This is a genomic window from Mycobacterium sp. (assembly GCF_046095365.1).
In the GTDB taxonomy this organism is placed as follows: domain Bacteria; phylum Actinomycetota; class Actinomycetes; order Mycobacteriales; family Mycobacteriaceae; genus Mycobacterium.
The window spans coordinates 18,994-32,028 of the sequence record NZ_JBJTJF010000053.1; the positions used below are offsets into that span (position 1 = coordinate 18,994).

Annotated in this window: 14 protein-coding genes; 5 read left to right on the top strand and 9 right to left on the bottom strand. The window is 67.3% G+C overall.

Annotated elements, in window-relative coordinates; translation table 11 throughout:
* Positions 1-5: 5 nt before the first annotated feature.
* From ACKOQ4_RS04085 to ACKOQ4_RS04110, 6 genes are all read right to left on the bottom strand, one after another.
* Positions 6-734, bottom strand: a complete 729-nt coding sequence (locus tag ACKOQ4_RS04085; RefSeq protein WP_526289090.1) for a carbonic anhydrase — start codon at positions 732-734, stop codon at positions 6-8.
* Between the two features lie 46 nt (positions 735-780).
* Entirely contained in the window at positions 781-981 is a 201-nt protein-coding gene (locus tag ACKOQ4_RS04090) for a hypothetical protein (protein ID WP_526289093.1), read from the bottom strand.
* 147 nt (positions 982-1,128) lie between these two features.
* A complete protein-coding gene (locus ACKOQ4_RS04095; protein WP_526289095.1) occupies positions 1,129-1,647 on the bottom strand; it encodes a hypothetical protein in 519 nt (172 codons plus the stop codon).
* 24 nt (positions 1,648-1,671) lie between these two features.
* On the bottom strand, positions 1,672-2,391 hold the full coding sequence (locus ACKOQ4_RS04100) for a glycosyltransferase (RefSeq protein ID WP_526289097.1): 720 nt from the start codon (positions 2,389-2,391) through the stop codon (positions 1,672-1,674).
* A 4-nt stretch (positions 2,392-2,395) separates the two neighbouring features.
* Entirely contained in the window at positions 2,396-3,484 is a 1,089-nt protein-coding gene (locus tag ACKOQ4_RS04105; protein ID WP_526289099.1) for an alpha/beta fold hydrolase, read from the bottom strand.
* A 96-nt stretch (positions 3,485-3,580) separates the two neighbouring features.
* Complete coding sequence (locus ACKOQ4_RS04110) at positions 3,581-4,444, bottom strand: universal stress protein (protein ID WP_526289101.1); 864 nt, start codon at positions 4,442-4,444, stop codon at positions 3,581-3,583.
* A gap of 144 nt (positions 4,445-4,588) precedes the next feature.
* On the opposite strand from ACKOQ4_RS04110, the gene ACKOQ4_RS04115 reads away from it, so the two are divergent.
* Together ACKOQ4_RS04115 and ACKOQ4_RS04120 are read left to right on the top strand one after the other, a co-directional pair.
* Positions 4,589-5,959: an amino acid permease gene (locus tag ACKOQ4_RS04115; protein ID WP_526289103.1), complete on the top strand. Its 1,371-nt coding sequence runs from the start codon at positions 4,589-4,591 to the stop codon at positions 5,957-5,959.
* A gap of 12 nt (positions 5,960-5,971) precedes the next feature.
* Positions 5,972-6,355: a DUF1330 domain-containing protein gene (locus ACKOQ4_RS04120; RefSeq protein WP_526289105.1), complete on the top strand. Its 384-nt coding sequence runs from the start codon at positions 5,972-5,974 to the stop codon at positions 6,353-6,355.
* Here ACKOQ4_RS04120 and ACKOQ4_RS04125 read toward each other — a convergent pair.
* From ACKOQ4_RS04125 to ACKOQ4_RS04135, 3 genes are read right to left on the bottom strand one after another with little or no spacing between them, the layout of a single operon-like run.
* Positions 6,352-7,530, bottom strand: coding sequence for an alpha/beta hydrolase (locus ACKOQ4_RS04125; protein WP_526289107.1), 1,179 nt, complete (start codon positions 7,528-7,530; stop codon positions 6,352-6,354). The two genes, ACKOQ4_RS04120 and ACKOQ4_RS04125, sit on opposite strands and share 4 nt — an antisense overlap.
* Positions 7,531-7,550: 20 nt before the next feature.
* Positions 7,551-8,579, bottom strand: a complete 1,029-nt coding sequence (locus ACKOQ4_RS04130; RefSeq protein ID WP_526289109.1) for an agmatine deiminase family protein — start codon at positions 8,577-8,579, stop codon at positions 7,551-7,553.
* A gap of 8 nt (positions 8,580-8,587) precedes the next feature.
* Complete coding sequence (locus ACKOQ4_RS04135) at positions 8,588-10,351, bottom strand: amidase (protein ID WP_526289111.1); 1,764 nt, start codon at positions 10,349-10,351, stop codon at positions 8,588-8,590.
* Between the two features lie 119 nt (positions 10,352-10,470).
* Between ACKOQ4_RS04135 and ACKOQ4_RS04140 the strand changes: the two genes are divergently transcribed.
* From ACKOQ4_RS04140 to ACKOQ4_RS04150, 3 genes are read left to right on the top strand one after another with little or no spacing between them, the layout of a single operon-like run.
* A complete protein-coding gene (locus tag ACKOQ4_RS04140) occupies positions 10,471-11,229 on the top strand; it encodes a glycosyltransferase family protein (RefSeq protein ID WP_526289113.1) in 759 nt (252 codons plus the stop codon).
* 15 nt (positions 11,230-11,244) lie between these two features.
* Positions 11,245-12,165: an alpha/beta fold hydrolase gene (locus ACKOQ4_RS04145; protein WP_526289115.1), complete on the top strand. Its 921-nt coding sequence runs from the start codon at positions 11,245-11,247 to the stop codon at positions 12,163-12,165.
* Between the two features lie 16 nt (positions 12,166-12,181).
* Positions 12,182-13,033 (top strand): class I SAM-dependent methyltransferase, encoded by an 852-nt coding sequence (locus ACKOQ4_RS04150; RefSeq protein ID WP_526289117.1) that lies wholly within the window; start codon positions 12,182-12,184, stop codon positions 13,031-13,033.
* Positions 13,034-13,035 lie beyond the last annotated feature (2 nt).

The window sequence follows — 13,035 nt, forward strand, 5'->3', positions numbered from 1 at the left end:
CGGACTCAGTCGACGAACTCGACCTTGCCGGTGTCCAGATCGTAAAACGCCCCAACGACTTTCAGCCGTCCAGACTCGAGTCGCTCCGTTAGCACCGGGCTGTCGCGCAGCGCCGCCACACTGCGACGGACCACTTCCCTGGCCGACGCGTTGACCAGGGCGTCAGCGGCGATACCCTGCCCCTGAACCGCCTTGACCGCCGGAATGATCGGATCGACGACCGCCCCGATCCTGCCCGGTGGCCGCGGCCCGCCCCGGCTCGTCGTGACCGCCGCGGTGACAGCGCCGCAGCGGGAGTGGCCGAGCACCACCACCAGCGGCACCTCGAATTCGTCGACTCCGAATTCCAGCGAGCCGATCGCGGCGTCGTCGGCGATCGCACCGGCGATGCGCGTGTCGAAGACGTCGCCGAGCCCCCTGTCGAACACCAGTTCCGGGGGCACCCGGGAATCGACGCAGCCCAGGACACCGACGAACGGCCGCTGGCCTTTGGCTACCGCCATCAGGCGCATCGTGCTGAGGTTGGGTTCGACCTCGGTCATCGCCACGAACCGGGCGTTGCCCTCGGTGAGCTTGGCCAGCGCCTGATCGGGTGTCAGGTTCGCAATGTCCTCGTCGATTCCGTGGTCGCCGTGGACCGCCTGCCCCGCCTTGGCACAGCCGGCGGAGAGAGCGGCTCCCAGTCCGGCCACCGCGGCGGTGGCGAGCAGGGCACGGCGGGTGGGTGCAGACATCTGTCCTCCGGAATCAGCGGGTAATCCCAGAGGGTACGTGGTCGGGTCAGGCCCGATGCGCCCCTACTTCGTCATCGTTGTTCGGGGATTTCAACATCCCGTCCGTCGCGATCTCGGACGGGGTCAGGTCGCGCGCGTCCTGGTCGCCGTCGCTGTCGGCAGCACCCTGCACCGAGTCGGTGAAGCTGCCCTGGGTGCCGTCGTGGTCGACGGCGGTGCCGTCCCCGCCGGAGGCGGTGATGTTCATATTGGGCGTTCCCGTCGCTGCGGCGATCGGAGGTGCCCCGAGTGATCAGGCGTGCCGCGCTTCAATCAGACTGCGCTGCAACATTTTTCACAGAGCATCGGCACCGCATACACGGGAAGCTGACAGCAAGGCTGACCTGGCCGCGATTCAGACCGGCCGGGCGCCGGTGCTGGTCCCGCACAACTGATCGAGGTGTTCCAGCGCGGCGTCGACCTCCGCGCCGACCGGCGCGGTGTAGGAGCGGTCACGAAGCGCCTGCATCTGCTTGCGCCGCACCGCCACGTAATCCCGGGCCGCCTGGGCCACGTCGGCCGGTTCGGCGGCGATCTTGGGTTCGAAAAGGTCCAGGGCGGTTCCCACCGGGGCGTTCTGCAGCCGGATGTAGGTGTCGATGTTCGGCGTCTGCCAGGTCCAGTCGCCGGGAAGGGCGGGAATGGCCTGCAGGGTCTGCCGCGTCTCGGTCCAGGCCTGGCAGGTCGTGCCGTCGGCCGTGGCGTCTTTCTTGCCGTTGAGGATCAGAGCGCCCGCCACCAGACCCGCGGCGATCACGATCGCCGACCCGATGATGGCGGCGGGCAACCATGACCGCCCGGAGCGTGGGATCCGCCGTCCGTAACCCGGCGGGGGCGGGCCCGCCGGCGGCGGCCATGACCGATTGGTGTCCATAGCTAGCGATGCTAGGGCAGAGCCTCAGGAATAGCGGCCGCGCCAGGCGTTCTTGCGGACCCGCCAGATGTCGCCGAGGAACGGCTTGAGGTGGCGGGAGACGTCGAAGGTCGACTCGTCGCGGAACTCGACCTCGACCGGCATCTCGACGATCCGGGCACCCAAACGCCTGGCCAGGTAGAGCACCTCGATGTCGAAGGCGAACCCGTCGACGGTCGCCTTCCGGAAGACCCGCTCGGCCCACAGCGCGGTGAAACCCTTGAATCCGGCCTGGGTGTCCCTGATCACCGGCAGCAGCAGTCCGCGCCGGGTGGCCTGCACTGCGGCGCCGGCAGCGAGCCGGGAGAAACTGCGCTCGGTCTCGGCATAGGCGGTCAGGCTGCGCTTGCCGGTGACCATGTCGGCCACGCCCCCCCGCAGCATGGCCAGGGCGGGCTCGACGTGGGTCGGAGCGATGTTCATATCGGCGTCCATGTAGAACCGGTAGTCACCCACCGCGGCGAGCATGCCGGAGCGGACGGCCGCACCCTTGCCGCGGTTCTGCGGCAACCGGTTCAGCCGGATGCGCGGGTCACGGGCCGAGGCGGCGTCCACCAGATCGGCGGTGCCGTCGCGGCTGCCGTCGTCGGATACCACCAGCTCGACCGACCCGTCGAATCCGTCCATCCAGGACGCCCAGCCCTGGAGGGTCGGCGTGAGCCGCCGCTCCTCGTTGTAGGCGGGGACGACGATCGACAGGTCCACGTGTTCACGCCGATTGCTTGTCGAGGAAATCGTCGATCATCACCCAGGTCGTGGCCGGGGCCGAGCGACCGGTCAAGACCCCCAGATGCCCACCCGGAGCGGTCTCCAGCCGGACCTCCGGTGAGTTGGGCAGCAATTCGCCGACGTGCAGGGCGACTGCGACGGGCACCAGCACGTCGCTCTTGCCGGCGACGTTCATCACCGGAACCCGCACGTCGGCCAGGTCGACCGTCTTGTTCGGCCCCTGGACCTTGCCGGTCGCCAGTTCGTTGCGCTGCACGAGCCTCTGGTAGACCTGCAACGTAGCCCGTCCCGGATAGGCGAGCATGCTGTTCATCAGACCGTCGACCGCTTCGATCTGGGCAAGGAAGTCCCGGTCGTCACGATATTTGACCAGGGTGACCGGCTTCTTGAGGTAGGTGGACAGCGACGTCGCCTTGAATGCCGGCCCGACGATCTGGGAGGGCAGTCCGCCGAGCACTTTCAAGGTGGTGCCGAAGATGCGGCCGCCGGTGTACTTGCCGATCGAACGCACGGGGGCGACCATCGGATTCTTGCTCACGTCGAACGGGCTGGCGACCATGACCACCGATTTGATCGGCAGATCCTGGTACGCGGCGGCGGTCAGGATCGAGATCACCCCGCCCAGACACCACCCCACCAGATGCACCGGCTTCCCGCCGGCGTCCTCGGAGACCTTCTTGATCGCGGCCGGTATCACGTCGGAGACCCAGAACTCGATCCCCAGATCGCGGTCGGACAGGCTCATCTCGCCGTAGTCCACCAGGTAGGTCGGGCGCCCCGCCGCCACGAAGTGCTCGGCGAGTGAACATCCGCGCCGCAGATCGAAACACGCCGCCTGCGACCCCAGCGGCGGCACGAACAGGATCGGATCGCCGTTCGCCGTTCCGTTGGTCGGGGTGTAGCGGTGCAGGACGCACTCGTGCATCCCCTGGCCGGTCACCTCGATCACCTCCGAGGGCATCCGGGTGGTGTCGGCCATACCGCCCTTGACGAGGAAGTCATAGAGGTTTGCCACCGCCTGACGGCGCTGCTCCATCGTGCGGTTTCTGAATTCCGGTTTCGAGCCCATGTGCCGAGGATACGGGCCGACACGACGCCGGGTCCGTCTTTCGCCGGGCTGCCCGGCAGATCCGTCACCGCAGGTTGCGCGCGTGGACCGCCGGTGTCAGTCCCGCGGGAACACGATGATCGGCACTGGCAGCGCCCGCATGATCTTGCTCGCCGAGTTGCCGACGAAAAGCCGCCTCGGATGGGCCAGCCGGCTGGAGCCGATCACCACCACCTCGCTGTCGGCGAAGTCCAGACCCTGCACGGCCTTCTTCAGTGACTTGCCGTGGCCGACAACGCTGGTCACCGGGCAATCGGCCGGTAGCGCGGCGGTCGCCGTTGCCACCAGCGTCGCGGCGTGCTGTTCGGCCAGCGCGGTCCATTCCCGGTGCTGTTCGTCCGACCCCTCACCGCCGACGGCCACCAGCGACATCAGCCGCAACGGAACCTTCCAGTCGCCTGCCAGCCGGATCGCGGTACGCAGCAGATGCTCGGCGCCCGGCTGCATCCCCGTCGCGCAGGTGATCCGGCTGACACCCGGGTGGTACTGGTAGCTCGCTGGGGCCAGGGCCACCGGCACCGGCGACGCGTGCAGCAGGGCGTCGGCCAGACTTCCGAGCCGGAACTTCCCGGCGCGCACCCGGTGGTGGGTGCCGACGACGATCATGTCCGCTTCTCCGCGGTCGGGATCACTGGCCGCGTCCAGCATCCCCTGGGTGATCGACTCGGCATGGCGCAGATGGCTTTCGGCGTGCACGCCCTCGGGAACGCGGGCCAGCCCGTCGGCAAGCCACTCCCGGCCCTGCTCCTCGACTTCGGCGTTATAGGCGTGGTCGGGTGAGTACATGTGGAATGTGGGCGCGGCACTGGGCAGCACCGAGACGAGATCGAGCGTCGCCCCTGACGAGTGGGCCAGGGTTGCGGCGAGGTTGATCCCGTGAATACCGCGCTGACGAGGTCCGTAACCGACGACATACCGCATGGCTGGTCACGCTACACGCTGGACCGGCGCCCGACAGCCGACTCAAAGCGCCTGATCGGTGCCCGCCAAATGGCCTTGGAGACAGCATCATTGTGGTAAGCCACAGGGTACGCACTGGGAGGTTTTGACAATGGCCGGACGGCGATGACCGAGGTTGCCCCGGGGTCGGCGGGGACAACCCATCTGGCCCGCACGCTCGGCCTGTGGTCGATCGTGGGGCTGGGCCTGGGCTACATGACGCCGACCGTCATTTTCGACACCTTCGGAATCGTCTCCACCGAGACCAGGAACGTCGTCCCGGCCGCCTACCTGCTGGCGCTGATCGTCATGTTGTTCACCGCGGTCAGCTACGGCCGCATGACCGTGATCTTTCCGTCCGCCGGTTCGGCTTACACCTACACCTCGGCAACCATCAACCCCAATGTCGGGTTCCTGGTCGGCTGGGCAGCGCTGCTGGACTACCTGCTGCTGCCACTGGTCAACGCGCTGATCATCCGCAGCTACATGTACTCGTTCTTTCCGGAGGTGCCACCGTGGATCTGGGTCGGGATCTACGTCGCGGCGGTCACCGCACTGTGCCTGTTCAGCATGACCAACACCTCGCGGGTGAACATGGTGCTGGTGGTCTTCGAGATCGTGCTGATCGGGGTGTTCCTGATCCTGGCCGGTAAGTCGCTGATGGACGGCATGGGCAACGGGACCATCTTCTCTACCAAGCCGCTGTGGCATGAGGGTGTCGACCCCAAGCTTGTGCTCACCGGCGCGACGATCGTGGCCTTCTCCTTCATCGGTTTCGACGCGATCACCATGTACACCGAGGAGGCCAAGGACGCCTCGATCGTGCCGAGAGCGATCCTGCTGTCACTGGCGATCGGCGGTGCCATCTTCTTCGTCGCCGCCTGGTTCACCCAGTCGCTGTTCCCGGACGTCTCCGGTTTCAGCGAGGAGTCACTGGAGAACAGCGCGCTGCCCGAGATCGCCTACAACGTCGGCGGTCACCTGTTCAAGATCCTTCTCACCTCGGCCGCATTCGCGGCCACCACGGCGTCGAGTCTGGCCTCGCATGCCTCGGTGTCCCGGCTGCTTTACGTGATGGGGCGAAACGGCCAGGGTCCGATCGCCCGGTTCTTCGGCTTCCTGCACCCGAGCTTCCAGACCCCGGCCTATGCGATCCTTTTCGTGGGCCTGGTCTCGCTACTGGCGATCGAGTTCAACCTCGACTTCGTGGCCTCCCTGATCAACTTCGGCGCCCTGATCGCCTTCACCTCCGTCAACCTGACGGTGATCATCTACTTCGCCTACCGGCGCCGGGAGATCCACACCCCGAAGCAGATCCTGCGCAACGTCATCCTGCCCGGTATCGGCGTCATGCTGACGGTGGTGATGTGGTTGCATCTCTCGGCCGAGTCGACCCGGTACGGCATCATCTGGTTCTGCATCGGGATCGCCGTGCTGTTGTGGATCACCCAGATGTTCCGCCGGCCGCTCTCGGTCAATATGGGCGACGGACATTGAGACCGACAGCCCATGGCCGTCAATCCGACCGGAGCCGATCTCAAGCGCTTCCTCGACGAGGATTCCGGAACCCCGGTGGTGATGCTGAATCTGCTGCGGTTCGCCGACGGCGGGCGGGAGAGCTACGACGAGTACATGCGACGATTCCTGGAGGTCTTCCCGGAGCGCTACGGCGTCGAAACCGTCTACGCAGGAACGGGTTCCACGGTCCTTGCCGCTGAACCGGGCCAGGAGTGGGACGCGGTGCTGCTGATCCGCTACCCCAGCAGGGAGGCGTTCTGCCGCATGGTGGCCGACCCCGACTACCAGGCGATCGGACACCTGCGCACGCTGGCGCTGACCGAGGCCGTGCTGCAGGCCACGACCCCGATGGCCGGCAGCACGGCGTCCACCTAGATCCGCAGGTGCCGGCGGAAGAAGCCGATCATCTGGTCGTAGGCGCCCTGCAGTTCGGGAATCCCGGAGCCGTCGGCTATCGGGACGTGCCACATTCCGTCGCTGACGCTCAGCGTCGTGTCCACGCCCTGCACACGGGCCCTCTGGGCCACCCGGACGGCGTCCGAGCCGATGATCTCGGCGGTGGTCGCCATCAGGAACAGCGGCGGAGATCCGGTGTAGTCGCCGAAAACCGGTGACACCAGGGGATCTTCGGGATCGGCGTTGTCGACGTAGGCCCGCATCGAGACGTCGATGTCGTACGGCGACAGGACCGGGTCGTTGAGGCCCACCGCCCCGAACAGATAGCCGCTGTGGGTCATGTCGGCTCCCGGGCACAGCGCCGCGGCAGCCCCCGGCAGGGGGCCGCCGCTCGCCTTAAGACGCAGCAGCGCGGCCAGGGTGAGACCGCCGCCGGCCGAGATGCCGTACATCCCGATATCGCCCGGCCGGAACTGCTCGGCCAGTCCGGAGTAGGCCGCCACGATGTCGTCGAGTCCCGCGGGGTAGGGATGTTCGGGTGCAAGCCGGTACTCGAGTGAAACCACCCGCACTCCCAGGGTGTCGGCCACCGCGCACTGCAGCGCGAGCTGGGTCCTGCGGGAGTTGATGATCCAGGCTCCGCCGTGGACGAACACCATGAGTTTGTCGGGGTTCACGAGGTCGCGCGGCGTCACCCACAGGGTGGTGATCCCATTGACGGTGCGGTCCCCCATCGCATGGGTGGCCGACCACTTGGCATACTCGGCGTCCTCGGTGGCGGCGCTGAACTCGCGGACTGCGGCGAGCTTGGCCGGTTCGCCGGCGGGCAGCGGCATCTGCGGAAGCGCGGCCCAGCCTTCGCGGGCCGCGGGACTGATCCCCGCGGGGGCCGGAACGGAGTTCGGCCCGTAGACGATTTCGATACCGGCGTCCCGGAGGCGCTCAGCGAGTGGCTCGGCCTGCCGGGGGAAGGTGTAGCTCAGACGGCGGGGCGGCCGCCCGTCCGGGGGCGGCTGCGCAGCCGGCGCGGCCGTTGGCCGCACGGTCTCGGCCCCGCCGTCGCCGGGACGGGAACACCCGCCGAGTCCGGCCGCCGCCGCAGCACCTGCGCCGTAGATCAGGAACCCGCGTCGATCAAGAGATGGCCACCGCATGGCTGCTCCTCCGTAATCGCTTAACCGAGCGGCAGGGGCTGCTGCTGGGTGATGCAGTGCACTCCGCCGCCGCGCTCGAACAGCGGGCGGGCATCGACGGTCACGACCCTGCGACCGGGGTACTGTTCGGCCAGAATCGCCGCCGCGACAGTGTCATTGGGGTCGTCGAAGCCGCAGGCGATCACTCCGCCGTTGACCACCAGGTGGTTGATGTAGCTGTAGTCCACGAACCCCTCGTCGTCGGTCAGCGTCTTCGGCGCGGGCATCTCGGTGATCTCCCACTCGCGGCCCGCCGCGTCGTGCGTGGCCTCCAGTGCGGCCCGGATCTCCCGGCACACCGCGAAGTCCGGATGGGAGTCGTCGGTCTGGGTGTGCAGCAGCACCCGTCCCGGCGAGGTGATGGCGGCGACGATGTCGACGTGTCCGCGGGTGCCGAAGCGCTCGAAATCCCGGGTCAGGCCGCGCGGCAACCATACGGCGTGGGTTACCCCGATGGTGCGGGCCAACTCCTTCTCGACGCCGGCCCGGGTCAGACCCGGGTTGCGGCCGGGGTCGAGTTGGACCGTGTCGGTGAGCAGAACGGTCCCCTCGCCGTCGACGTGGATACCGCCGCCCTCGTTCACCAGTGGCGAGTCGACGATCGGCGTGCCCGCGGTCTCTGCCACCACCCGGCCGATGGCCGAGTCGAGGTCCCACTGCGCCCAGTCCTGGGCGCCCCACCCGTTGAACACCCAGTCCACCGCGGCCACCGAGCCGTCGGCGGCATGAACGAACGTCGGTCCGATGTCGCGCATCCAGGCGTCGTTGAGCGGCGCCTCGACGATGTCGATGGACGAGGAGAGGTAGCGGTCGGCGATGGCGCGTTCGCCCGGATGCACGATCATGGTGACGGGTTCGAAGTCCGCGATGGCGTGGGCCACCGCCGCCCAGGTGGCACGGGCTTCGCGGCGGGCTTCCTCGGTGTCGCCCAGGGTGTAGCCGCTGCACGGGAACGCCATCCAGATCCGTTCCTGCGGATGGGTTTCGGCCGGCATCCGGTAACCGTTCATCGATGACCTCATAAGGGTGGTGTGCGTGGCGGCGCGGTTCGTCGCGCGCCGGTGGCCTCGAACGCCGCCGCGAGGGTCAGCAGCGCGGTGTCGTCATAGGCGCGCCCGGCGAAGGTGAGCCCGACGGGCATGCCGATGTCGGCCATGGTGCCCATCGGAACGGTCACTGTGGGTATGCCCAGATGCCGCGGGACCAGATTGCCGTTGGCCACCCACACCCCGTTGCGCCAGCCGAGGTCCGCCGAGGCGGGGTTGACGTCCATGTCGGCCGGCCCGACGTCGGCGACGGTGGGGAAGATCACCGCGTCCAGGCCCCGGCGGCGCATCCACTCCTCGAGGTCCACCCGGCGGGTCCGCTCCAGCCCGCGCAGTCCCTCCTCCATGTGCGGGATGTCCCGGAAGGATCCGATGGGGTGCTCGCGGATGAAGTCGGGGTAGACGTTGATGTCGTCGCTGCCCTCGCCGAAGCCCTGCACCCGGTCCGGCAGCGCGCCAGGAGGATTCACCCAGATCAGACTTCCCTCGACCCGATCCAGACTGGGCAGTTGCGGGTCTGCGTTGGCGCGCAGGAAGTCGTCCCAGGACCAGGCGGACAGGTCCATGATCTCGCGGTCGAGGAACTCCGGGCTGACCAGTCCGCGGGTTCTGATCGACGGGGTTCCGGGCCGGTCATGCTCGTAGTTGGAGACCACCGGGAAGTCGACGAGCTCGACGTCGGCGCCCGCGGCGATCAGGTCTGATCCCGCGGCGCGGAACAACTCGATCACGGACGGCCGGGTCTGAATGGGCCGGCCCGTCGATCCGCCGATACCCAGACCCTGCCCGACTCCGGCTTTGGGATCGGCGTTGACGTACATGCGCGGGACACCGAATCGCCTGCCGGCCAACACCTGCCCGGCCGCGGCGGAATCGGCGGGCAGCAGGTCGAGATATGAGCGCGGTCGCACCGACGATGCCCGCGGAATCTTCACCCACGGCTGGGATCGCCACAGGTCCCCGCGCGACTCCGGATCGTCGGCGACGAGCACGTCGAGCACCTCGAACATATCGGTCATGCTGCGGGTGTGCGGGACGACGACGTCCATGGTGGGCACCAGCGGCCAGTTGCCGCGCACCGAAATCACGCCGCGGGACGGGGTGTAGGCGCACAGTGCGTTGTTGGTCGCCGGCGCCCTGCCACTGGACCAGGTCTCCTCCCCCAGCCCGAAGGCCGCGAAGCTCGCCGCGGTCGCGGTTCCGGATCCGTTCGACGAGCCCGATCCGAAAGCGGAGGTCAAATACGCCTCCTGGTAGGGACTTTCCGCGCGGCCGTACAGCCCACGCTGCATACCGCCATTGGCCATCGGCGGCATGTTCGTCAGCCCGAGGAGGATCGCACCGCCGCTGCGGAGCCTTTCGATGGCGAACGCGTCCCGGTAGGCCACCAGGTTCTCGAACGCGTGCGACCCCGCCGCGGCGGTCAGGCCCTTGGCCAGGTAACTGTCCTTGGCGGTGTAGGGGATGCCGTCCAGCGGGCCCAGCAGGTCGCCGCGCGCGCGGCGGCGGTCCGCGGCGGCCGCCTCGGCGAGGGCAGCGGGGTTGTCGACGATCACCGAGTTCAGCCGCGGACCGCCGCGGTCGTAGGCCTCGATCCGGCTCAGGTAGGCCTCGACCAGTCGCACGCTGGTGACCCGGCCGTCCTCCAGCGCCCGGCGAAGTTCCCCGACTCCGGCTTCGGTGACCTCGAACGAACTCACGAACACCTTCCCTGGCTCGCGCGATTCAGGAATCATTCCACGGACGCGGCGTCGCCGCCGCCCCTCGCGGAGGCCGGATGTGCCGTTCGGCCCCGCCTTGACACTGCATGTCGCTCCGTGGTGCACTCGCTTCGACCAGGGCCTTCGCGCGACCGGTGAGTGAGTTCATGGCCGACGACAGACAGGTAAGCCTCGACGGCCGCCGGCTGTTCATCGCGATCCCCACCTACGACGGGCGACTGAGCGTCAAGCTCGCTTTCTCGCTGGCCGCCCTCATGCCCATGGCTGTGAACCACGGCGTCTCGGTCAAACTCAGCCAGATCTCCGGATGCTCCATCATCACGCTGGCGCGGAACATCCTGGTCGACCAGTTCCTCAAGACCGACTGCACCGAATTGCTTTTCATCGATTCCGACATCTGTGCCGCACCCGAGGACATTCTGCGCCTGGTGGCCCAAGGCGGGGACAAGGACATCACGGCCGGCTACTACCCCGGCCGTTCGGATGACGAGAAACTCGTCTTCTACCCCTATCTCGACGACAATGGTGAGCTTGAATTCGACGGCTCGTTGATGCGGGTGCACCGTTTCGGCACGGGCTTCATGTTGATCCGCCGCCACGTGATTGAGACCCTTGCCCAGAAGGCCCAGAGGTACGTCGCCAACTCCGCCCTGACACAGGTGCCCAACGTTTTCGACTTCACCATCCGGGAGGGCCAATTCGTCGGCGAGGACTACGCGTTTTGCGACAAGGCCGGTGCCGAGGGGTTCAAAGTATGGCTCGACGTGGAGATAAGCCTGCCTCATTCGAGCACCCAGGAACTCACCAAGGACTTCAAAGGCGAGGTTGTCCAGCCTCTGCAGGAAGAGATCAGCAGAATCAGACAGAATCGGGCCAATCCCGATCAAGGCTGACAAGGATCCGTACTCATGAGACTCGTCCCGCTCAAACGCAGCTTCCTCACCCTGGTCGCGGTCTGGCTCTGCGCCGCGTGTTCGGGGTCACCCGCTCCGGCGACGTTCAAGGCCGAGGTCAAGTACGCCCAGGTCGGCGACGTGAAACTGGCCTACTACACCAGGGGCGAGGGCAAGCCGCTGCTGATGATCAACGGCTTCATCTCGACCATGAGCCTGTGGGACCCGCTGCTCATCGAGGAACTGTCCAAACAACGCCGGCTGATCGTCTTCGACAACCGGGGCGTGGGACTCTCCAGCGACACTGCGGCCGACAACACCACCATCCCGCAGATGGCCGACGACGCGGCCGGACTGATCAAGGCTCTCGGCCTGGGCAAGACCGACATCCTCGGCTGGTCGATGGGTGCCCGGATCGGCCAGCAGTTGCTGATCCGCCACCCCGACGTGGTCGACAAGGCCGTGCTGGCCGCCGCCAACCCGGGCGGCAGCCGGGGTGTTCCCGCCGACAAGGCGGTGGAGGACAAGCTCAACGATCCCGGCATTTCCGACGACCAGAAACTCGCCCTGCTGTTCCCGTCAGGTCCCGGCGAAGAGCGTGAGGCCGAGGAGGTTTACTCCCGCATCCTGGAGGCCGGCAAGAAAGGAACAGCGCCCGACGATTTCGCCGTGTCCAAGGAGACCACGCTGCGCCAGGACCGGGCCCGCACCACGCTGTGGGATGCCGACGAGTCGAACTTCAACGAGCTGAAGAACATCAAGAATCCGGTGCTGCTGACCGACGGGCGTTACGACATCATCGACAAGCCGGTGAACTCGGTGATCATCGCCGGCCAGATCCCGTTCTCCTGGCTGGCGTTCTTCGACGGCGGCCACGCCTTCCTGTTCCAGCAGCATCAGAAGTTCGCCGAGACGGTGGAGGTGTTTCTGAAGTGACACGGGTACTCGGTCCATGACCAACGAGATCGTCGAAGACGCCGCGGGATACACCGTCGCGGCGGCTGACATATACGCCGCATTCCGCGCCATGCCCGCCTCGACCTCCGTAGCCGACGACTGGAACGCGATGGCGGCAGTGGAGCAGGCGGTCTCGGGACGCTCAGGGTTGCGGATCGTGGATCTGGGCTGCGGACCCGGCACACGGACCCGCCAGATCGCATCAATGCCGGAAGCGGCGATCACCGTCGGCGTCGACCGCAGCCGTGACCAACTGGCGCTCGCCCGAGCGGCGGCGGGCTCGGAGGACTGCCGGTTCTACTTCGGCGATCTCGTTGCGCTCGGTGCGGGAGACGGCGACTGGGCCGCAGGTGCGGACGCCGTTGCGGATCTGCTCGGCAGCTTCGATGTGGCCGTGATGGGGTTCGTGACCAGCCATGCCGCGACCCAGGACGAACTCGACGCGATGCTGCGGGCGGCCGCGGCGTTCCTGAATCCGGGGGGTCGACTGATCGTCATCGACGCTCACCCCGCGCTCGACCTTGCGCCCTTTCCCCGCTGCGACCAGTACGGGGTCATCAAGAGATTCGTCCTGCCGGACGGCCACACGGGCGTGGTTCCCGCGTTCACGAAGATCCGGACCACGTTCGTCACCCCCGGGGGCGAACTGACGGTCGAGGACTATTTCCACGACGTCCATTCCTGGTCGGCCGCTGTGGAAGCCGCGGGACTCACCGGACTTACAATCGAGAACCTCTCAGCGCCACCCGGCCCGGATCCGGGCTTCTGGGATCCCTACATCATCTCGGGTCACCCCGCGGGATGTTCGCATGCGGCCGTGATCCGGGCCTGCAAGCCCGAGCAGTAGGA

Excerpts from the sequence above, each read along its gene's own strand:
- ACKOQ4_RS04085 (WP_526289090.1), bottom strand. The coding sequence starts at position 734 with ATGTCTGCACCCACCCGCCGTGCCCTGCTCGCCACCGCCGCGGTGGCC.
- ACKOQ4_RS04090 (WP_526289093.1), bottom strand. The coding sequence starts at position 981 with ATGAACATCACCGCCTCCGGCGGGGACGGCACCGCCGTCGACCACGAC.
- ACKOQ4_RS04095 (WP_526289095.1), bottom strand. The coding sequence starts at position 1,647 with ATGGACACCAATCGGTCATGGCCGCCGCCGGCGGGCCCGCCCCCGCCG.
- ACKOQ4_RS04105 (WP_526289099.1), bottom strand. The coding sequence starts at position 3,484 with ATGGGCTCGAAACCGGAATTCAGAAACCGCACGATGGAGCAGCGCCGT.
- ACKOQ4_RS04110 (WP_526289101.1), bottom strand. The coding sequence starts at position 4,444 with ATGCGGTATGTCGTCGGTTACGGACCTCGTCAGCGCGGTATTCACGGG.
- ACKOQ4_RS04115 (WP_526289103.1), top strand. The coding sequence starts at position 4,589 with ATGACCGAGGTTGCCCCGGGGTCGGCGGGGACAACCCATCTGGCCCGC.
- ACKOQ4_RS04120 (WP_526289105.1), top strand. The coding sequence starts at position 5,972 with ATGGCCGTCAATCCGACCGGAGCCGATCTCAAGCGCTTCCTCGACGAG.
- ACKOQ4_RS04125 (WP_526289107.1), bottom strand. The coding sequence starts at position 7,530 with ATGCGGTGGCCATCTCTTGATCGACGCGGGTTCCTGATCTACGGCGCA.
- ACKOQ4_RS04130 (WP_526289109.1), bottom strand. The coding sequence starts at position 8,579 with ATGAACGGTTACCGGATGCCGGCCGAAACCCATCCGCAGGAACGGATC.
- ACKOQ4_RS04135 (WP_526289111.1), bottom strand. The coding sequence starts at position 10,351 with ATGATTCCTGAATCGCGCGAGCCAGGGAAGGTGTTCGTGAGTTCGTTC.
- ACKOQ4_RS04145 (WP_526289115.1), top strand. The coding sequence starts at position 11,245 with ATGAGACTCGTCCCGCTCAAACGCAGCTTCCTCACCCTGGTCGCGGTC.
- ACKOQ4_RS04150 (WP_526289117.1), top strand. The coding sequence starts at position 12,182 with ATGACCAACGAGATCGTCGAAGACGCCGCGGGATACACCGTCGCGGCG.